Annotated in this window: 15 protein-coding genes and 2 tRNA genes; 7 read left to right on the forward strand and 10 right to left on the reverse strand. The window is 69.2% G+C overall.

Features of this window, described 5'->3' with window-relative positions:
• Positions 1 to 219 precede the first annotated feature (219 nt).
• The gene (fabV, locus tag ACF3M1_RS05950) at positions 220 to 1431 is read left to right on the forward strand and encodes an enoyl-ACP reductase FabV (RefSeq protein ID WP_394004679.1); all 1212 of its coding nucleotides are present in this window, start codon (positions 220 to 222) and stop codon (positions 1429 to 1431) included.
• Between the two features lie 137 nt (positions 1432 to 1568).
• Here fabV and ACF3M1_RS05955 read toward each other — a convergent pair whose 3' ends face one another.
• The 5 genes from ACF3M1_RS05955 to ACF3M1_RS05975 all read right to left on the reverse strand — a co-directional run bounded on the left by ACF3M1_RS05955 (position 1569) and on the right by ACF3M1_RS05975 (position 6976).
• Positions 1569 to 1973, reverse strand: a complete 405-nt coding sequence (locus ACF3M1_RS05955) for a hypothetical protein (protein ID WP_394004680.1) — start codon at positions 1971 to 1973, stop codon at positions 1569 to 1571.
• Positions 1974 to 2218: 245 nt separating this feature from the next.
• Complete coding sequence (locus ACF3M1_RS05960) at positions 2219 to 2347, reverse strand: hypothetical protein (protein ID WP_394004681.1); 129 nt, start codon at positions 2345 to 2347, stop codon at positions 2219 to 2221.
• 52 nt (positions 2348 to 2399) lie between these two features.
• The gene (locus tag ACF3M1_RS05965; protein WP_394004682.1) at positions 2400 to 2726 is read right to left on the reverse strand and encodes a DUF6966 domain-containing protein; all 327 of its coding nucleotides are present in this window, start codon (positions 2724 to 2726) and stop codon (positions 2400 to 2402) included.
• Positions 2727 to 2774: 48 nt separating this feature from the next.
• On the reverse strand, positions 2775 to 5345 hold the full coding sequence (locus tag ACF3M1_RS05970) for a penicillin acylase family protein (protein WP_394004683.1): 2571 nt from the start codon (positions 5343 to 5345) through the stop codon (positions 2775 to 2777).
• A 269-nt stretch (positions 5346 to 5614) separates the two neighbouring features.
• A complete protein-coding gene (locus tag ACF3M1_RS05975; protein WP_394004684.1) occupies positions 5615 to 6976 on the reverse strand; it encodes an Hsp70 family protein in 1362 nt (453 codons plus the stop codon).
• Between the two features lie 189 nt (positions 6977 to 7165).
• Here ACF3M1_RS05975 and bfr point away from each other — a divergent pair, with 189 nt between their 5' ends.
• The gene (bfr, locus tag ACF3M1_RS05980) at positions 7166 to 7663 is read left to right on the forward strand and encodes a bacterioferritin (protein ID WP_394004685.1); all 498 of its coding nucleotides are present in this window, start codon (positions 7166 to 7168) and stop codon (positions 7661 to 7663) included.
• A 246-nt stretch (positions 7664 to 7909) separates the two neighbouring features.
• On the opposite strand, the gene ACF3M1_RS05985 is transcribed toward bfr, so the two are convergent.
• Positions 7910 to 8560 carry a thiopurine S-methyltransferase gene (locus ACF3M1_RS05985; protein ID WP_394004686.1) on the reverse strand — a complete coding sequence of 217 codons (651 nt, stop codon included), beginning with the start codon at positions 8558 to 8560 and terminating at the stop codon, positions 7910 to 7912.
• A gap of 344 nt (positions 8561 to 8904) precedes the next feature.
• A complete protein-coding gene (parC, locus tag ACF3M1_RS05990) occupies positions 8905 to 11148 on the reverse strand; it encodes a DNA topoisomerase IV subunit A (RefSeq protein WP_394004687.1) in 2244 nt (747 codons plus the stop codon).
• Between the two features lie 297 nt (positions 11149 to 11445).
• Here parC and ACF3M1_RS05995 point away from each other — a divergent pair, with 297 nt between their 5' ends.
• From ACF3M1_RS05995 to cydX, 4 genes are all read left to right on the forward strand, one after another.
• On the forward strand, positions 11446 to 12210 hold the full coding sequence (locus ACF3M1_RS05995) for a Crp/Fnr family transcriptional regulator (protein ID WP_394004688.1): 765 nt from the start codon (positions 11446 to 11448) through the stop codon (positions 12208 to 12210).
• Positions 12211 to 12468: 258 nt separating this feature from the next.
• Entirely contained in the window at positions 12469 to 14094 is a 1626-nt protein-coding gene (locus ACF3M1_RS06000) for a cytochrome ubiquinol oxidase subunit I (protein WP_394004689.1), read from the forward strand.
• A gap of 33 nt (positions 14095 to 14127) precedes the next feature.
• Positions 14128 to 15276, forward strand: a complete 1149-nt coding sequence (cydB, locus tag ACF3M1_RS06005; protein ID WP_394004690.1) for a cytochrome d ubiquinol oxidase subunit II — start codon at positions 14128 to 14130, stop codon at positions 15274 to 15276.
• 39 nt (positions 15277 to 15315) lie between these two features.
• Complete coding sequence (gene cydX / locus ACF3M1_RS06010; RefSeq protein WP_394004691.1) at positions 15316 to 15432, forward strand: cytochrome bd-I oxidase subunit CydX; 117 nt, start codon at positions 15316 to 15318, stop codon at positions 15430 to 15432.
• 622 nt (positions 15433 to 16054) lie between these two features.
• Here cydX and ACF3M1_RS06015 read toward each other — a convergent pair.
• From ACF3M1_RS06015 to ACF3M1_RS06025, 3 genes are all read right to left on the reverse strand, one after another.
• A tRNA-Leu gene (locus ACF3M1_RS06015) sits at positions 16055 to 16141 on the reverse strand.
• A 95-nt stretch (positions 16142 to 16236) separates the two neighbouring features.
• A complete protein-coding gene (locus ACF3M1_RS06020) occupies positions 16237 to 16662 on the reverse strand; it encodes a hypothetical protein (RefSeq protein ID WP_394004692.1) in 426 nt (141 codons plus the stop codon).
• Positions 16663 to 16861: 199 nt separating this feature from the next.
• A tRNA-Leu gene (locus ACF3M1_RS06025) sits at positions 16862 to 16948 on the reverse strand.
• A 102-nt stretch (positions 16949 to 17050) separates the two neighbouring features.
• On the opposite strand from ACF3M1_RS06025, the gene rnr reads away from it, so the two are divergent.
• Entirely contained in the window at positions 17051 to 19540 is a 2490-nt protein-coding gene (gene rnr, locus ACF3M1_RS06030) for a ribonuclease R (protein WP_394004693.1), read from the forward strand.
• Positions 19541 to 19573 lie beyond the last annotated feature (33 nt).

Below are 19573 nucleotides of genomic sequence, written 5' to 3' on the forward strand. Positions count from 1 at the left end.
CCACAGTTCAGCGGCGGGGCTGCGTGCTGTCAATCGTCGTGCGCGGTCGAGGCGTGCATCCGTCCACGCGCCGATCGCCCAGGGCGTGCGTTCCGGAACCGCGGGCGGATCCGGATCGGTCACGCACCGGACCGCGGCACCATCGACCCCCGTACGGGACCGGCGCGACGTCAGCCCGTAAACTTGTCGCCAGGTTTCCACGACATACGGGCGACAGCAGTGATCATCCATCCCAAGGTCCGCGGCTTCATCTGCACCACGACGCATCCGACCGGCTGCGACCACAACGTGCGCGACCAGATCGCGGCCACGCGGGCGCGCGGCGTGCGCGACGACGGTCCGAAGAAGGTGCTGGTGATCGGCGCGTCCAGCGGCTACGGCCTGGCGGCGCGCATCAGTGCGGCCTTCGGCTTCGGCGCCGACACGCTCGGCGTGTTCTTCGAGAAGCCCGGCACCGAGAAGAAGCCGGGCACGGCCGGCTGGTACAACTCGGCCGCGTTCGATCGCTACGCGAAAGACGCCGGCCTCTACAGCCGCTCGATCAACGGCGACGCGTTCTCCGATGCCGCGCGCGCGCAGGCGATCGACCTGATCAGGAACGAGATGGGCGGCCAGGTCGATCTGGTGGTCTATTCGCTGGCCTCGCCGGTGCGCAAGCTGCCCGACACCGGCGAAGTGAAGCGCTCGGCGCTCAAGCCGATCGGTGAGGTCTACACCTCGACCGCGATCGACACCAACAAGGACCAGATCATCGAAGCGTCGATCGAACCGGCGACCGAGCAGGAGATCGCCGATACCGTGACCGTGATGGGCGGTGCGGACTGGCAGCTGTGGATCGACGCGCTGCGCGAGGCCGGCGTGCTCGCCGACGGCGCGAAGACCGTGGCCTTCAGTTACATCGGCACCGAGATCACCTGGCCGATCTACTGGCACGGCGCGCTGGGCAAGGCCAAGGCCGATCTCGACGCGACTGCGCGGCGTATCGATGCGCAGCTCGCCAAGACCGGCGGCAGCGCGAACGTCGCCGTGCTCAAGTCGGTGGTCACCCAGGCCAGTGCCGCGATTCCAGTGCTGCCGCTCTACATCGCCATCGCCTTCAAGGTGATGAAGGAGAAGGGCCTGCACGAGGGCACGCTCGACCAGCTCGACCGCCTGTTCCGCGAGCGCATGTACCGCACCGACGGCGCGCCGGCCCAGGTCGACGACGAAGCCCGCCTGCGCCTCGACGACTGGGAACTGCGCGACGACGTGCAGGCGCAGTGCAAGGCGCTGTGGCCGCAGATCACCAGCGAGAACCTGTTCGCGCTGACCGACTACGCCGGCTACAAGCACGAGTTCCTCAAGCTGTTCGGTTTCGAGCGCAGTGATGTGGATTACGACGCCGAGGTGGATCCGGTGGCGGAGTTCGATGTGATCGAACTGCGGGACTGACGGTTGCAGGATCTTGAGAAAAGCCCCGCAGAAGCGGGGCTTTTTTTTGGAATTTTCGCTGCCGCGCCGGCGCAGCTTGATGGCCTGGCGGCTGGGTGATCTTTTGCAGCGGGGCGTGGTTTTAAGGATGTGGTGATTCAGGCCTGGACTTCGGCTTCGCTGTCGAAATTTGCCTTTGCCTTTGCCTTTGCCTTTGCTTTCGCTGTTGCCTTTGCTCTGTCTCTGTCTCTGTCACTGGCTTCTGCTCCTGCTTTTTGCCTTTGATTTGAATCGAGCCGTAGAGCGAGCCGAGCATCGCAGGGCGATGGGGTCGAAGAGCAGCCCATGTCTGAGCGCAGCGAGTTTGGGCTGTGTGCCCCGTCGCCCGAGAAGCGCAGGGGACCGCCGCGGCTGTATCGCGGCGGATCGCGTCCGGCGATGGCGGTTTTGCTTACTTTTGACAAGACAAAAGTAAGCCGCGCGAACAGCGCGGATGCTCTGTACTTGATCTTCGCGCGCCGCGCGTTTTGCTTCAAAGCGCGCAGCGCTGATGCGGAAGCCAAGATTAGGATCAAAAAGCGAGAGCAAGTGCAGGGCTTTCGCCCGCTGCGCGTGCGAGTCCCTTTTGGATGGACCCAAAAGGAACCAAAAGGTCCCTTCGCCGGACGCGATCCGGCCGGGCTTCGCCCGTCCGGTTCCCTCCGCTCCTCGCCTGACGCGGCACGCAGCCCAAACTCGCTACGCTCAGACATGGGCTGCTCTTCGGCCACGCCAGGCTCCGGTGCTCGGCTCGCTCTACGGCTCGATTTCAGATCAAGAGCTGGAAGCCAAAGCAAAGGCCGAAGCAAAGGCCAAAGCCAAAGCAAAGGCCGAAGCCAAAGCCAAAGCCAAAGCCAAAGCCAAAGCCAAAGCCAAAGCCAAAGCCAAAGCTGCGCACTGCCAGCGATCAATTCACATCAGTGCGAAGCTTCACGAGCTGAAGCGACATCTCAGACGTCGATGCGCCGCAATTCAAGAGCGGCGTCATACACCGCACCGCTGGCCGTATCCGGCGCCTCCATTCCACGAATGGCCTGCCCGTTCCGCCACCGCATGTCGTCATTGAAGCTGCCCATGCCACTGACGACATGCATCACCGAGCCGGACAGCGCATCGAGTGCATGCTGATTCGGGGCGCTGTTCGCGAGCCGTTCGGCGTGGGACAGACACGACTCGAAATGGCGCGTCCACAGGCAGTCCGCGTCGACACACTGCCCCTCGACGCGTGCCCGGAGGGCGATCTGCAGTGGCTCCAGGTGTGGGCGGCGGTCCGGCACGAAGGCGCCGGATCCAGGTCGGAGGAGCGGATGCGGCAGCGAGACGCGTCAGCGGGACGCAGCGCCTGCAGGTACGAGCTGCAACGTGTGCGCCGTCGTCTTCGGCAGGAACGGCGATGCGCGCCCCTGCACCCAGTCGGCGTGGCCGGCGCCCCAGTACGGCGACAGCGGGTGGCCGCTCTGGCCGCCGGGCATGTGGGCGATGCCGTCGGCCTCGTGCCCGGGCGCGACCACCATGCGCTGGGAGGCGCCGAAATCCGGGCCCTGCACGCGCGGCATCATGCTGTCGCCGGGCAGCGGCTCGGCCGGCATGCATAGCCGGCCGCGTGCGATCGCCGGCAGCGCGGACGCCAGCGGGTGGCAGATCGCCGCGGTGTTGCGTTCGCCCCAGCGGCGCTCGGCCAGCGGGCCGGCCGCGGCGAACTCGTCGCGGACCTGGCGTGCGGCGTCCTCGAGCAAGGCATCCCAGCCCGCGGCGCCGGCGTCACAGGCACCGTCCGCGCTGCAGGCGAAGCGGCGCGGCAGCAGATGCGCGGGTCGCTGCTGCAGCAGCGGCCAGACCACGCCCTCGAGCTGCGGCAGGGCCGGCATGTCGAACGCGTCGCCGGTCGCGGCGCGCGCCGGTGCCAGCAGGCCATCGGCAATGCGTTCGTGCACGGCCAGGCGCCAGGCGCGGACCAGCCGGTAGCCGGCCGAATCGACGTCGGCGCGTCCGGACCAGTCGTTGGCCGCGTCGGCCAAGGCACGCAAAGCGCTGTCGCCCTCGCGCGGTGCGCGCTCGCGCAGCAGTTGCCACCAGCGCGTCATCAACAGGGCGCGGTCGTCGAGTTGCAGGGCGAGCAGGTCGGCTTCGGCGAACTGCGTGCCGGCCTGGAGCACGTCGCGGATCTGCTGTGCACGCGCGCCGAGCGCCGCGCCGCCGTCGCCGATGCGGTTGAAGTCCGGGCCGTCGACGACGCGGCTGTTGGCCGTCCACAGGCGATCGGTGTCGGGCGAGCCGAGCCGGGGCGAGGCATTCGTGGCGATCGTCCAGGGCGCGCAGACGTTCGAGGGCGTGCCCGTGTCGGCCGCAGGCACGACGGCAGTCCGGGATGTGGTCGAAGTCACCTCGACCGGCGCGGCATCGCGCGTGGCGTTCGGCGGCTGCGAGACCGTCGTGCCATCGCACCCGGCGCCGCGCAACGGAATCGGCCCGAGCAGCCGCCAGGCGACGCGGCCCTGTGCATCGCCGATGACGAGGTTCTGGGTGGGCGTCGCAGTGCGGTCGGCGATCGCCAACGCGGCCTCCAGGTCGGCTGCGAACGGGAAATCGCCGAGCGCGAAGTTCAGCGCGCCGGGCAGATGGGCCACCCAGCGCAGCGCCAGCGCCTGGCCATCGTCCTCGCGATGCACGAGCGGGCCCCAGGCGGTCTCGTCGACCTCGAGCGTGACGGGTTCGGCGCCTGCGATCCCGATGTGCTCGACGTGGCGTACGACCGGCGTGCACTCACCGACGGACGGGACCTCGGGCGCGCAGGGGCGCACGCGTTGCCAGTCCAGATAATCGCCATAGCTGTTGGTGAAGCCCCAGGCGACGTGGCCGGTGCTGCCGACGATCACCGCAGGCAAGCCGGGCAGGGTGAAGCCGGTGACATCGACCTGGCCGTCCGGCGCGCGCGCGTCGGGATAGCGCAGGCGGGCGCGGAACCAGATGTTGGGCACGCGCAGGCCCAGGTGCATGTCGTCGGCGACCAGCGCTCGGCCATCGGCCGTCAATGCGCCGGAGACCGCGAAATTGTTGCTGCCCGGGCGCAGGTCGCGCGCGGCCCGTGTCGCATCTGTCGCGTCGGGCGGCAATGCGCGTGGGCTGTGCACGGATGCGATGTCCGACACCGGGGTATGGCCGCTGCCGGTGTCCGGCGATGGCAGGCGGCGCAGGTCCACCTCGGTGGCGCCCGGCAGCACCGCGTCGCCGCGTGCCGGGCCGAACAGCGGCGCGTCCCAGGTGCTGCCGTCGTGAGTGACCAGCGCGAACAGCGCGGGCGGCAGATGCGCACGCGCGGTGTCCAGCGCGCGCTCGTTGCGGTTGGTCGCGTCCTGCAGGTCGAAGTACATCGCGAAGCCGGTCAGCGCCGAGTCCGCCGTGGTCCACGGCGCCGGGGTCTGGCGCAGCAGCAGGTAGGGCCAGGGCCGCACCCGCAACGCGGCGCGTCCGGCATTCACGCCATCGGTATAGGCCTGCAGTTGGGCCATGCGCTCGCCCGCCATCGCGTCCAGCTGCGCGTCGACGCGTGCGCGCATGCGGTGGACACGGTTGCGGCGATCGGCCTCGAGTGCGCGGGCGCCGAACAGCGCCGACAGCTCGCCCGCGGGCACGCGGCGCATCAGGTCCATTTCAAAATAGCGCTCCTGCGCGTGCACATAGCCCAGCGCGCGTGCGGCGTCGGTCTCGTTCTGCGCATCGAGGGTGACCACGCCGTCGGCGTCGCGGCGCACCGTCACCGGGGCGGAGAGTCCTGGCAACGCGAGTTCGCCGTCGAGCGCCGGCAGGCTGCCGCGCAGCAGCCACCAGACGACCAGCACGGCGCTGACGACCAGCACGACGAGGGCGAGCAGTGCCCGCAGAACCCATGTACGCATCGCATCTCCCCGGCGCCGCGGTGGTCGTGCGGCGTCGGCGGATTATTCCATGGTCGCCGCTGCAGCCTGGCGACAGACGTCCACCCGCGCGCGGGACCCAAGGCATGAGCGTGCGCGACGTCGCCTGCGAGCACGTGCGCGCCGCTCGCGATGCCCGCTGCACACGTCGCGACGGCACGGGGCGCGCAGGGGACATCGATCCGACACCTCACGTCGCACGGCATGCAGCCCGAACGACGCCGCGCCGTCTCGCGTGCGCGTCGCCGGACTCAGGCGTTACGGGCGTGTTCGGCCAGTCCCGACACCACGCCCAGCGACGGATCCCCGAGCACGATGCGCGCCTGTGGAAACCGCGCCTGCGCGGCGGCCTGCACGTACGGCGCGCCGGACATGCCGCCGGTCAGGAACAGGCTGTCGGGCGGGGCGTCGAGATCCGCGCTGACTTCGTCGAGCAGCGCGCCGATGGTGTCGAGGAAGCGCGCGCTGGCGGCTTCGAGATCGGCGCGGGTGGCGTCGACGCGCAGATCAGGCTCGATGTAGTCCAGCGCATGGCCCGCGGCATCGGCGCTGCTGAGGCGCACCTTCATGCCTTCCACGCCGCGGTACAGCCGCGTGGTGCCGCCGTCGCGCTGCAGGGCCTGCAGGCGCGGCCCGAACGGGGCGTCGATCTGGCCGAAATCGCGCTTGTGGAAGTCGCGCTGCCGCGGCATGTCCTGCACCGTGGCCGCTTCCACGAAATGATGCACCGGAATGCGGCTGGCGCCTTTGCCGAAGACCGGCATCACCTGGGCCATGCTCAGCGCGAGGTCGACGTCGGTGCCGCCGTTGGCGACGCCCCAGGCGCGATGCACGCGCGGCGCGGTCTCGCCGCCGATCTCGGCCAGCGCGATGTCGGTGGTGCCGCCGCCGATGTCGACGACCAGGGTGGTATGCCGGTCGGCGCTTTCCGCGTGGTAGTGCAGGGCCGCGGCGGCCGGCTCTTCTAGGAATTCGATGTCGTCGAAGCCCGCCTGCCGCGCCGCCTCGCGCAGCAGCGCCAGCGCCTGCTCGCCGCCGGCCTCGCCGAGCGAGCTGCGGAAGCGCACCGGCCGTCCCAGCGTGGCCGCGCGCACGGTGACGCCGAGCTGCTGGCTCGCGGTCAGGCGGATGTGTTCGAGGATGTGCGCGGCGATGCCGGTGATGGTCTCCTTCGCGCGCGGATGCAGGTTGAAGCCGAGCATGGATTTGGGCGACTGCACCAGATTGCCGCTGCCCTCGAGCAGGTAACTCTCGATCGCGGCCTCGCCGAACACCGCGTGCTGCAGGTCGGCGGCCGAGCTCTCGGCCTCGCGCATCCGCGCTTCCAGCCACTGCCGGCGCACGATGCGCACCGCGTCGCGCCGCAGCTGCGCGGACGGACGCGGGACTCCGCCGGCGCGCGCCTGCTCGGTCCGCATCGCGCGGGTCAGGGTCTCGACCTCGGCTTCCATCGCATCGTCGAGTACGAAGTCGTCGAGGTCGGGCAGGGTGGTCGGGAAGAACACCGCGGTGCGGAACTGCGGTTGTCCGTCGAACTGGATGTGGACCAGCCGGTCGCCGACGCGCGCGGCGGCGGCGGAATAACTGGTGCCGAAATCGATGCCGATCTTCATGGGGGCGACAGGCGTAAAGGCGGGCGAGTCTACGCCGTTGCAGGCGCGGCTGCAGGCCGGCGGGCGGCCCGTGTCGGCGGCTGCTGTGGGCGATCTGCGCTGAGAATGCGAAATGCATCTATTCGCATCCGATCATCGTCATCCGCGGCTCGCTAGACTGCGTGCAGTCCACGCCGCACGAGTGCCGTCATGAAGGGTCATCCCGAAGTCGTCGAATACCTGAAGTTCCTGCTGCGCGGGGAGCTCGCGGCGCGCGACCAGTACTTCCTGCATTCACGCCGCTACGAGGACCTGGGCCTGCACCAGCTCTACGCCCGCATCAATCACGAGATGGAAGAGGAAACCCAGCACGCCGATGCGCTGCTGCGGCGCATCCTGTTCCTGGAAGGTGATCCCGACATGCGCCCCGACGCCTTCGAGCCCGGCCGCACCGTCGAGGAGATGCTGCGCAAGGACCTGGATCTCGAATACCTGGTGCGCGGGAACCTGGCCAAGGGCATCGCGCTGTGCGAGACCCACGGCGACTACGTGACCCGCGACGTGCTGGTCACCCAGCTGTCGGACACCGAGGAAGACCACACCTACTGGCTGGAGAAGCAGCTGCGCCTGATCACGATGATCGGCCTGGCGAACTACCAGCAGAGCCGCATGGGCGAGGCCGAAGGCACCCACGCAGGCACCGGCTGACGTCGCCGGCGCATCGCTGTGTCACCACGATCGCCCGCGCCTGTCGCGGGCGATCTGCGTTCAGGGTCCGGATCGTCGGGCGTCGTCGACGGCCGTGCATGGTCATCGCATGTGCGATGCGGTGGGCGGAGCGTAGGCAGGGCGGGTGCATCGAGCGGTGGCATCGACGCCGTGATCCCGGGTGTTCGCGAGGTGCATCGGGAGCGCAACGGGCGCCGCGCGTCGTGATCTCCAGGCGCGGCCTGCTCAGCCGCGTCGATCCAGCCGGTACACCGACGTCGACAGCGCACTGACACCGAAGTCCGGTTCCCGGGCCAGGATGTCGCGGCGCTCCAGCAGGCGTACGTGCCAGTGGCCGTCGAGCAGCCGGTGGACCTCGTCGGTCTCCACCGAGAACGGCGGGCCGTTCTTCTGGTCCTGCGGATACTCCAGCGTCACCAGCAGGCCGCGGCAGCCCGCCGGCAGTTGCCGCCACGCGGTCGCGGCGTAGACCGCACGCAGCTCCGGCGGCAGCGCGACCAGCGCGGCGCGGTCGTACACCGCGACGCAGTCGGCGAGCAGCGCGGTGTCGAGTGCAAATGCATCGCCGGCGATGAGTTCATAGGGGCCGGCCACGTGGTGCCGGCCCGCGGCGGTTTCGTGGACCTCGGGCACGAGACCGCGCTCGTCGAAGAACTGCCGGACCGCGTGTTCCGACAGTTCGACACCGAGCACGCGATGGCCCTGTGCGGCCAGCCAGACCATGTCCAGCGACTTGCCGCACAGCGGCACGAACACGCGCGCATCCGGCGTGAGATCGAGCGTGGGCCAGTGCGTCAGCAGCAGCGGCAGCGGTGCATCGAGATGGAAGCCGATGCGGTGGCTCGACCAGCGTTCGTGCCAGAACTCGGGATGCATGCGTGAACTCCTGTGCGTGCGCAATGGGCCGGCTTCGATCGCCGATCCTGTAGGAGCGCGCTCGCGCGCGATGGTGCGACCAGGTAACGCCTCGCGCGCGATTGGCCCGCTGGGTCGAGCGTTCGCGCGCGAGCGCGCTCCTACATCGAGCGCATGATCGACGGGCGCGGCGGGCCGTCGCAAGGTGTTGCCGGCAGCCCTGTAGCACTGCAATCGCGCGGCGGCCTGTAGGAGCGCGCTCGCGCGCGAAGGGCGTCTCGGTGGAGCCCATCGCGCGCGAGCGCGCTCCTACATGCAGCGAATGACGGGCGCGCGCGATGGAACGCCGCGACGCGCCCGCCGGATCACGCGATCGCCAGGCCGTCGACCTTCTGCCAGCCGCGCGGCAGCAGCCCGCCGCGCGAGGCGCGTGGGCCGATGTAAGCGTCGAGTTCCTTGAACGACAGTGTCATCGTGCGTGCGCCGGAGCGGACAAGCAGCGCGCTGCCCGGTGCGACGACGGCGACCGCAACCACCTGCTCGGTGCCGCGCTTGGCTTTCGGAATCTCGATGATCTTGTTGCCTTTGCCCTTGTCGAGTTCCGGCAGTTCGGCGACCGGAAACACCAGCAGATGGCCGGCGCTGGTCACCACGACCAGACGGTCGGCATCGACCGCGCGCACCGCGGCCGGCTGCAGTACCGTCGAACCCGGCGACAGCGACAGCATCGCCTTGCCCGCCTTCTGCCGGCCGGTGAGGTTTTCGAAGCGGGTCACGAAGCCGTAGCCATGCGAAGACGCGACGACGAAGCGCGCGTCCGATTCGCCGGCCACCACGGCCTGGAACGACGCCCCGGCGGCCGGTGAGAAGCGTCCGGTCAGCGGTTCGCCGTTGCCGCGTGCGGAAGGCAGCGAGTGCGCGACGGTGGAATAGCTGCGGCCGGTCGAATCGAGGAACGCGACCTGCTGCGTGGTGCGCCCGCGCGCGAATGCGAGCAGGCTGTCGCCGTCGCGGTAGTTCATGCCGGCCGGGTCCACGTCGTGTCCCTTGGCCGCGCGCACCCAGCCCTTCTCGCTGACGACGATGGTCACCGGTTCGCTCGGTACCAGATCGCTTTCATCCAGCGCCTGCGCGGCGCCGCGTGCGACCAGCGGCGACCGACGCGCATCGCCGTACTTCTTCGCATCGGCCTGCAGCTCGTCCTTGATCAGCTTCTTCAGCTTGGTCTTGCTCTCCAGCGTGGTGATCAGACGATCGCGCTCGCTTTCCAGCTCGGCCTGTTCGCCGCGGATCTTCATCTCTTCCAGGCGCGCGAGCTGACGCAGACGCGTTTCGAGGATGTAATCGACCTGCTCGTCACTGAGTTCGAAGCGCGCCTGCAGCACGGCGCGCGGCTCGTCCTCGGTGCGGATGATGTGGATCACCTCGTCGAGATTGAGGAACGCGATCAGCAGGCCGTCGAGCAGGTGCAGGCGACGCTCGACCTTCTCCAGGCGATGGGTCAGGCGACGGGTCACGGTGTTGGTGCGGAACTGCAGCCATTCCGACAGCAGCATCTTCAGGTTCTTGACCTGAGGACGGCCGTCGAGCCCGATGACGTTGAGGTTGATGCGGAAGCTCTTTTCCAGATCGGTCGTCGCGAACAGATGGCCCATCAACTGCTCGGCATCCACGCGGTTGGAACGCGGAATCAGCACCACGCGCACCGCGTTGGCATGGTCGGACTCGTCGCGGATGTCTTCCAGCCAGGGCAGCTTCTTGGCGCGCATCTGGGCGGCGATCTGCTCGATCACCTTGCTCGGGCTGACCTGGTGCGGCAGCGCGGTGATGACGATGTTGGTGTGTTCTTTCTCGAACGTCGCACGCGCGCGCACGCTGCCGTGGCCGGTCTCGTACATCTGCAGCAGATCAGCGGACGGGGTGATGATCTCGGCGCTGGTCGGGTAGTCCGGGCCGCGCACGTGTTCGCACAGGTCGCGCACGGTCGCGTCGGGATCGTCCAGCAGGCGCAGGCAGGCGCTGACGATCTCGTTGACGTTGTGCGGCGGCACGTCGGTGGCCATGCCGACCGCGATGCCGGTGGTGCCGTTGAGCAGCAGGTGCGGCAGGCGCGCCGGCAGCCACGAGGGCTCCTGCATCGTGCCGTCGAAATTGTCGGTCCAGTCGACGGTGCCGTGACCGAGCTCGGTCAGCAGCATCTCGGCGATCGGCGTCATCTTCGATTCGGTGTAACGCATCGCCGCGAAGGATTTCGGATCGTCGCTGGAGCCGAAGTTGCCCTGGCCGTCGATCAGCGGATAGCGGTACGAGAACGGCTGCGCCATCAGCACCAGCGCCTCGTAGCACGCGCTGTCGCCGTGCGGATGGTATTTGCCGATCACGTCGCCGACGGTGCGCGCGGACTTCTTCGGCTTCGCCGCCGCGCCCAGGCCCAGCTCGCTCATCGCATAGATGATGCGGCGCTGCACCGGCTTGAGGCCGTCGCCGATGAACGGCAGCGCGCGGTCGAGCACCACGTACATCGAATAGTCGAGGTAGGCGCGCTCGGCGAACTCGCGCAGCGGCAGCTGCTCGAAGCCATGGAAAGGGGTGCGGACGGACTCGGTCATCGGGACAGCATCTACGGCGGAACCGGAATTTTAGCGGGTGCCGGTCGCAGGCGTCGCGTCGGTGGTCGCGTGTGGGCCGGGCCGTGCCATCGGCGACCGCGCTGCGGTCCTGCCGCGTGCGACGTGCCGGGCCCAGTGGGCGCGGCCTGTGTGCATCGGTTCCGCCGCAGCCGGCCTCGCGCCCCGCGCCCCGCGCCGACAGTCGGCGCGGGCGATGCGGCGCCACGGCCCGGCGCCCTGCTTGGAACATGGCGGTCCGACGGCCCGGTGGTGCGCCGCCCGGCCTATGATGACGGCATGGACACCAAGTCGCGTCCGACCATCGAACCGTCCTCCGGGCGTGCCCGTCACGCCTCCGGGGCCGTGCATCGCCAGCCGCATTCGGGCTGCGAGGGCTGCATGAGCCGGCACCTCTCGGTCTGCGCATCGCTGCCCGCATCGGAAAGCCATGCGCTCGAGGCGGCGGCGAGCGAGCTCACGCTCGCCGCCGGCGCCACCCTGGCCCACGAGGGCGGCCCGCGCCGCGACGTCTACACCGTGACCCGCGGCATGCTGCGCCGCGTCCGGCTGCTGGCCGACGGGCGCCGACTGGTGGCCGGGTTCCTGATGCCGGGCGACTTCATCGGCTTCAGCGGCGCGGCGCAGTACCGGCACACGATCGAGGCGGTCACCGACAGCTTGCTCTGTGTGTTTCCGCTGCCCGCCATGCGGCAGCTGTGCGAGCGGTATCCGGAACTCGAATCGGGCATGCTGGCCCAGGCCTGTGCCGAGCTCGACGCCACCCGCGCCAGCCTGATGCTGCTGGCGCGCATGGGCCCGAGCGAGCGGCTGGCCGGATTTCTCGTCGACATGGCCGAGCGCCAGCGGCTGCGCGGCGGGGCCGCGCAGCATGTGGACCTGCCGATGACCCGTGCCGACATCGCCGATCATCTGGGGCTGACGATCGAAACCGTCAGCCGCAGCTTCACCCGGCTGCGCCACGACGGCGCGATCGCATTCGCCGATCCCCGCCGGATCGACCTGATCGACCTGCCGGCGCTGCACCGCGCCGCCGGCCTGTAACGCCAGTCTTCAACGGGATACCGCGCGCGACGTCGGTCCGCATCGTGCGTTCCGTTCCATCGACGCCCCTCGTCGTCGGCCCGGTGGCCCGTTCCGGCGGATCGCCGCGCCGCCAACCGTGGTGGAGCGGTCGACCGGCGCCGCGCGCGGCAGGCATCCCTTGTGTCACGCCCGGCTCGGGCGCGCATTGATCCTGATCAATGCGGCGGGCGGCCCCCGGGACCAGCATCCGCGCATGCCCCGTTCCGGTTGAAGACCATGATCGACATGACCGTCGTCGAACTGTCCCGCCTGCAGTTCGCGCTCACCGCGATGTACCACTTCCTGTTCGTTCCGCTGACGCTGGGCCTGTCGCTGCTGATGGCGATCATGGAGAGCGTCTACGTCATGACCGGCCGCGATGTCTGGCGGCGGATGACCCTGTTCTGGGGCGTGCTGTTCGGCATCAACTTCGCCATGGGCGTGGCGACCGGCATCGTCATGGAATTCCAGTTCGGCATGAACTGGGCGTACTACAGCCACTACGTCGGCGACATCTTCGGCGCGCCGCTGGCGATCGAGGGGCTGATGGCGTTCTTCCTCGAGGCGACCTTCATCGGCCTGTTCTTCTTCGGCTGGAAGCGGCTGTCGCGGGTGCAGCATCTGATGGTGACCTGGCTGGTCGCGCTGGGCGCGAACTTCTCGGCGCTGTGGATCCTGGTCGCCAACGGCTGGATGCAGAATCCGGTCGGCGCGGTGTTCAATCCGGACACGATGCGCATGGAAATCACCGACTTCATGGCGGTGATCTTCAATCCGGTGGCCCAGGCGAAGTTCGTGCACACGGTGTCGGCCGGCTACGTGACCGGGGCGATCTTCGTGATGTCGATCAGCGCGCTGTACCTGCTGCGCGGCAAGCACCGCGACATCGCCCGGCGCTCGATCGCGGTCGCTGCGAGCTTCGGCCTGGCGTCTGCGCTGAGCGTCGTCGTGCTGGGCGACGAAAGCGGCTACGCCGCGACCGAACACCAGAAGATGAAACTCGCCGCGATCGAGGCGATGTGGCACACCGAGCCGGCCCCGGCCGGATTCACCGTGATCGGCCTGCCGGACCAGGCCAGCCAATCCAACCTCTTCGAGATCAAAATTCCGTGGCTGATGGGTCTGATCGCCACGCGCTCGATCGACGGCGAGATGCCCGGCATCCTCGAGCTGGTCGAGCGCGCCGAACATCGCATCCGCGGCGGCCAGATCGCCTACGCGGCGCTGGAGCGGCTGCGCGAGAACCGCGACGACTCGGCCGCGCGCGCGGCGTTCGACCTGCACTGGGCCGACCTCGGCCACGGCCTGCTGCTCAAGCGCTATCGTGAGGACATCCTCAATGCCACCGAGGCCGAGATCTCGCAGGCCGCGCTCGACACCGTGCCACGCGTGGCGCCGCTGTTCTGGACGTTCCGGGTGATGGCCGGCATCGGCTTCTACCTGATCGCGTTCTTCGTCGTCGCGTTCTGGCTGGTGACCACCGGCCGGCTGGAACGCACGCGCTGGTTCCTGTGGGCTGCGGTGCTGAGCCTGCCATTGCCGTGGATCGCGAGCGAATGCGGCTGGTTCGTCGCCGAGTACGGTCGCCAGCCCTGGGTGGTCGAAGGCGTGCTGCCGACGTTTTACGCCGCGTCCGGCCTGGCGCTGCGCGACATCCTGATTTCGCTGGCCGGCTTCGTGGCGATCTATACGGGCCTGGCGATCGTCGAGGTCAAGCTGATGCTCGCCGCGATCCGCAAGGGCCCCGACGTGCTCGCGCCGCCGAGCCACGACGAGGCACCGGCCGCGATCGACGACGTCGCACCCGACATCGGCCGCCTCGGCTTCGACGCGCTCGACCCGTCGCCGGTCGGCCGCGCCTGACCCACGCCCCACGACGTCACGAGGACACATTCCATGGACTTCATTCCACTCGACTACGCGACGCTGCGCCTGATCTGGTGGCTGCTGCTGGGCGTGCTGCTGATCGGCTTCGCGGTGATGGACGGCTTCGACCTCGGCGTCGGCGCCCTGTTGCCATTCGTCGCCCGCACCGACGCCGAGCGCCGCGTCGTCGTCAACACCATCGGCCCGGTCTGGGAGGGCAACCAGGTCTGGTTGATCCTCGGCGGCGGCGCGATCTTCGCGGCGTTTCCGCCCTTGTACGCGGTGAGTTTTTCGGGCTTCTACCTGGCGATGTTCGTGATCCTGTTCGCGCTGATCCTTCGGCCGGTGGGCTTCAAGTTCCGTGGCAAGGTCGAGCACACCCGCTGGAAACAGACCTGGGACTGGGCACTGTTCATCGGTGGCGCGGTGCCGGCGCTGATCTTCGGCGTCGCGGTCGGCAATGTGTTGCTGGGCGTGCCGTTCCACTTCACGCCCGAACTGCGCGCGGTCTACACCGGCGGCTTCTTCGATCTGCTGACCCCGTTCGCGCTCCTGGCCGGGCTGGTCAGCCTGAGCCTGCTGGTCGCGCATGGTGCGGCGATGCTGGTGCTCAAGACCGAAGGCGCGATCGCCGAACGGGCGGCGCGCTATGGCAGCGTCGCGGCGTTGCTCGGCGCGGTGCTGTTCGCGGTGGCGGGCGTGTGGATCGCGACCGGAGTCGCCGGTTTCCGCGTCGAGTCGGTGATCGACGGCGCGTTCGCGTCCAATCCGCTGCACAAGACCGTCGGCACCGAGCCGGGCCTGTGGATGGCGAACTACCGCACGATGCCGTGGACGATCGTGGCACCGGTGCTCGGCATCGTCGGCGCGCTGGCCGCGGCTGCGCTGCTGCGGATGCGTCGCGGCGGCCAGGCGCTGCTGGCCTGCGGCGGATCGATCGCCGGCGTGATCCTGACCGTGGGATTCGCGATCTTCCCGTTCCTGCTGCCGTCCTCGACGATGCCCGACGCGGGTCTGACGCTCTGGGATGCGTCCAGCAGCCGGCTGACGCTGTGGATCATGTTGCTGGCCACGGTGGTGTTCCTGCCGCTGGTTCTGCTCTACACCGCCTGGGTCTACCGCGTGCTGCGCGGCACGGTCAACGACGCCAGCGTCGCCGACACCCCTAACGCCTATTGACCCGTGCGGGCGCTCGCGCCCGTGCAAGGAGACGACACCATGTGGTACTTCGCCTGGATCCTCGGCATCGGCCTGGCCGCGAGCTTCGCCATCCTCAACGGCATGTGGTTCGAGGTGCGCGAGCAGCGACGCGAGGCGGCGCGCGGCGAGCCCTGAGCGCGGTCGCCGCGTCGACGCCGTGCACGGACGCCGCGCAGGCTTGGCAACCCGCCGTCCAGGCGCGTGCTCGCGCGCAATGACGCGGTCCGGCCTCCCGGTTCGCGCGCAAGCGCGCTCCTACGAAGGAGGTTGGAATCCAGAGGCGTGGATCGCCGTGTCGCGGATGCCATCACATCCCGCCGTCGCCGCCCGGCGTCTTCCAGGTGTCGATGGTTGCAGGCGCGTGCTCACGCGCGATGACGCGTTCCGATCCTCCGGTTCGCGCGCAAGCGCGCTCCTACCAGGCGGCGGACTTCGGGCGTGTGGATCGCCGTGTCGCGGATGCCATCGGCATTCCACGGCCTCGTATCTCACGGCTCGACCCGCATCGAGCGACACGCACGCGCACGCCATGTAGGAGCGCGCTCGCGCGCGAAGAGGCGCTCCGGTCTCCCGATTCGCGCGCGAGCGCGCTCCTACAGGGGAGTGGCGGCGTGGATCGCGCATCGACCGACACGCAGCGCACGGCGGCGTCCGCGCCGGGGCCGCGACACCACGCGCAGGACACCCCGAACGCCAGGCACAAAAAAACCCGCGTTGGCGGGTTTGATGTTCGCTGGTGGTAAGCCTGCGATGACCTTGGTGCCCGGGAGAGGACTCGAACCTCCACGGAGTTGCCCCCGCTAGCACCTGAAGCTAGTGCGTCTACCAATTCCGCCACCCGGGCAGGTCAGGGCGCGAATTCTGCGGTGGCGCCGCGCCGCTGTCAATGCGCCCGCCGCGTGGAGCGACGGCCCCGGGCAGCGGAACACGCGGCCAGCATCACCAGACAGGCTTGGTCAGCGCGAGGACGCCGATGACCAGCCCCGCGCAGAACGTCAGTGGCGCGGCGAACCGGAGCACGGCGGGCGGTGACCAGGCCGGCTCCGCAGTTGCCATGCGTCGCAGGGCATGGGCGAGCCCGAATTGCAGGAGCACCAGCGCCGCCACCAGCGCGAGCTTGATCTGCAGCCACGGCATCACCAGCCAGCCGCCCTGCCAGGCGATCGACGCGCCGGCGCCCAGCAGCAGCCCCGCGGCCGGCGAGGTCACCCAGCGGTTCCAGCTGCGCAGGCTCGCGAGCAACGCGCGGCCGTTGGCCGACGTCGATCCGGCGAGCAGGGCGACCGCGAGCCCGTTGCCCACCATGCCGCTGAGCCAGGTCGCCGCGGCGATCAGATGCAGCAGTTTGAGCGACGGGTAATCCATCGGGCATCCAGGTCCGCGACGACGGGGCAGGGCGGATGAACCGCCTACGCCGCCGCCGTGCGGATCGGATCCGTGGGGCCGGCCGCCAGGCCGGGCGGCACTGGAGGTGCCGTGGCCGTGCGTGCGTGGCAGATCACGGGCACAAAAAAACCCGCGATTGCGGGTTTGATGTTCGCCGGTGGTAAGCCTGCGATGACCTTGGTGCCCGGGAGAGGACTCGAACCTCCACGGAGTTGCCCCCGCTAGCACCTGAAGCTAGTGCGTCTACCAATTCCGCCACCCGGGCAGGTCAGGGCGCGTATGGTGTCGATGCGCGCCCGGGTTGTCAACGTCCACGCGGCGTGCGGGCGTCCGGCCTCGACGCGACCCGCGCAGGGCCGGGTGTACCATGGCCCGAATGTCGAAACCTCCCAGCAAGCGCGGCGGACGCCGCACCCCTTCCGGGCCCGCCCGGCCGTCAGACGAACGCCGCGAGACCGGGGCTTCCCGGGGTCCGAAGACCGCCGGCGGCGCTGCCGGCACGTTGCCGCCATGGATGCCCGATCCGGGCCTGACCCGTGCACTGCACTCCGCGCGCCCGGCACAGCCGCGCGACGATCGCCCCCCGGCCGCGCACCGGGCACCGCCCCAGGCCGGCGCCGGCATCGTCGATCCGCACGCCGGCCGCGAAGCCGCGCGCTATGCCAACCCGATCGCGAGCCGTGAAGTGATCCTGCAGGTGCTCGCCGATGCCGAAGGCCCGATGACGGCCGACGAGCTCGCGGTCAAGCTCGACCTGACCGAACCCGACCGCGCCGACGCACTCGGCAAGCGCGTCGCGGCGATGCTGCGCGAAGGCCAGTTGCTGCAGAACCGTCGCGGCGGTCTGGTGCCGGCCAAGCGCATGGACCTGATCCCGGGCACGGTGATCGCCAACCCGGAAGGCTTCGGTTTCCTGCGCCCGGATTCGGGTGCGGGTGAGGACCTGTTCCTGCCGCCGGCCGAGATGCGCAAGGTCATGCACGGCGACCGCGTGCTGGCCAGCCTGACCAACGTCGATGCGCGCGGCCGTCGCGCCGGCGTCGTCGTTGAGGTGCTCGAACGCCGCACGACGCGCCTGATGGGCCGCTTCTCCATTGAACACGGCATCAGCTACGTGGTGCCCGACGACAAGCGCATCCAGCGCAACATCCAGATTCCGGTGGACGCACGCCAGGATGCGACGCACGGCCAGCTGGTGGTCTGCGAGATCACCGCGCCTGGCGAGGCCCACCGTCCGCCGATCGGCCGCGTGCTGACCGTGCTCGGCGACGTGCTCAAGCCGTCGCTGGTGGTGGAGGCCGCGATTCACGGCCACAACCTGCCGCACGAGTTCTCGCAGGCGGTGCTCGACGAAGCCGCTGCGGTGCCGGTCGATGTCGAGGAACGCATGGTCGGCGGTCGCGTCGACCTGCGCGCGTTGCCGCTGGTGACGATCGACGGCGAGGACGCCAAGGACTTCGACGACGCCGTCTACTGCGAGCCCAACCGCGACGGCTTCCGTCTCGTGGTCGCGATCGCCGACGTGTCGAACTACGTGCGTCCCGGTACGCCGCTGGACGACGAAGCCCAGCTGCGCGCGACCAGCGTTTATTTCCCGGGTTTCGTCGTGCCGATGCTGCCCGAGACGCTGTCCAACGGCATCTGCTCGCTGAAGCCCAAGGTCGACCGCATGTGCTTCGTCTGCGACATGCAGGTGCTGCGCGACGGCACGGTGTCGGAATCGAAGTTCTACGAAGCGGTGATGCATTCGCATGCGCGCCTAACCTACACCCAGGTGTGGAAGGCGGTCGGCGAGCTGGATGAGGACACGCGCTCGGCGATCAGGCCGGTGCTGCCGCAGGTCGAACGCCTGCACCAGCTCTATGCGGTGCTCGCCAAGGCGCGCGCCAAGCGCGGCGCGATCGAGTTCGAATCGTCCGAAGTGCGCTTCGTGCTCGACAACACCGGCGAAGTCACCCAGGCCGGCATGCTCCAGCGCAACGACGCGCACAAGCTGATCGAGGAATGCATGATCGCGGCGAACGTCGAGGCCGCGCGCTTCCTGCTCGAAGGCGGCATCTCCGCGCCGTACCGCGTGCACGACAAGCCGCCGGAAGCGAAGTACGCCGACCTGCTGGAATTCCTCAAGGAATTCTCGCTGCGTCTGCCGCCGTGGGCGAAGGTGCAGCCGAAGGATTTCACCCTGCTGCTGAAGAAGATCCGCGAGCGCGCCGATGCGACGCTGCTCGAGTCGGTGCTGCTGCGCAGCCAGAGCCAGGCGGTCTACACGCCGGAGAACATCGGCCACTTCGGCCTGGCGCTGGCCGCGTATGCGCATTTCACCTCGCCGATCCGGCGCTATCCCGATCTGCTGGTGCACCGCGCGATCAAGCACGTGCTGTCGGGCCAGCCGCTGGCGAAGTTCCTGTACACGCCGCGGCAGATGGAGAGCCTGTCGCTGCAGTGCTCCGAGCGCGCACGTCGCGCCGACGAGGCCGAACGCGAGGTCGACGAGCGCTACCGGGCTGCGTGGATGGAGCAGCACGTCGGCGGCCAGTTCGACGGCGTGATCAGCGGCGTGACCAGCTTCGGCCTGTTCGTCGAACTGGACCAGTCCAAGGTCAACGGCCTGGTCCACGTGACCCAGTTGCCGAACGATTTCTACCACTTCGATCCGATCCGCCGGATGCTCAGCGGCGAACGCGCCGGCCGCGAATACCGCCTCGGCGACCGCGTGCGCATCATCGTGCTCAAGGCCAGCCTGGAGGATCGCAAGATCGATTTCCGGCTGGTGGATGCCGACGGCCGCGACCCCGGAAGCCCGAAGCCGCCACCGCCGCGCGGCAAGCCCGCCAAACGCGAGAAGCGTCCGTACTAAAATGCGCGGTATCCGGATGCGGGGCCGGTGCGT

It is taken from the genome of Luteimonas sp. WGS1318, from assembly GCF_043187535.1.
Classification (GTDB): Bacteria; Pseudomonadota; Gammaproteobacteria; order Xanthomonadales; family Xanthomonadaceae; genus Luteimonas.

Coding starts and splice junctions, on each gene's coding strand:
- bfr (WP_394004685.1), top strand. CDS start 7,166: ATGAAGGGTCATCCCGAAGTCGTCGAATACCTGAAGTTCCTGCTGCGC.
- ACF3M1_RS05975 (WP_394004684.1), bottom strand. CDS start 6,976: ATGAAGATCGGCATCGATTTCGGCACCAGTTATTCCGCCGCCGCCGCG.
- rnr (WP_394004693.1), top strand. CDS start 17,051: ATGGCCCGAATGTCGAAACCTCCCAGCAAGCGCGGCGGACGCCGCACC.
- cydB (WP_394004690.1), top strand. CDS start 14,128: ATGGACTTCATTCCACTCGACTACGCGACGCTGCGCCTGATCTGGTGG.
- parC (WP_394004687.1), bottom strand. CDS start 11,148: ATGACCGAGTCCGTCCGCACCCCTTTCCATGGCTTCGAGCAGCTGCCG.
- ACF3M1_RS05985 (WP_394004686.1), bottom strand. CDS start 8,560: ATGCATCCCGAGTTCTGGCACGAACGCTGGTCGAGCCACCGCATCGGC.
- cydX (WP_394004691.1), top strand. CDS start 15,316: ATGTGGTACTTCGCCTGGATCCTCGGCATCGGCCTGGCCGCGAGCTTC.
- ACF3M1_RS05970 (WP_394004683.1), bottom strand. CDS start 5,345: ATGCGTACATGGGTTCTGCGGGCACTGCTCGCCCTCGTCGTGCTGGTC.
- ACF3M1_RS06000 (WP_394004689.1), top strand. CDS start 12,469: ATGATCGACATGACCGTCGTCGAACTGTCCCGCCTGCAGTTCGCGCTC.
- ACF3M1_RS06020 (WP_394004692.1), bottom strand. CDS start 16,662: ATGGATTACCCGTCGCTCAAACTGCTGCATCTGATCGCCGCGGCGACC.
- ACF3M1_RS05995 (WP_394004688.1), top strand. CDS start 11,446: ATGGACACCAAGTCGCGTCCGACCATCGAACCGTCCTCCGGGCGTGCC.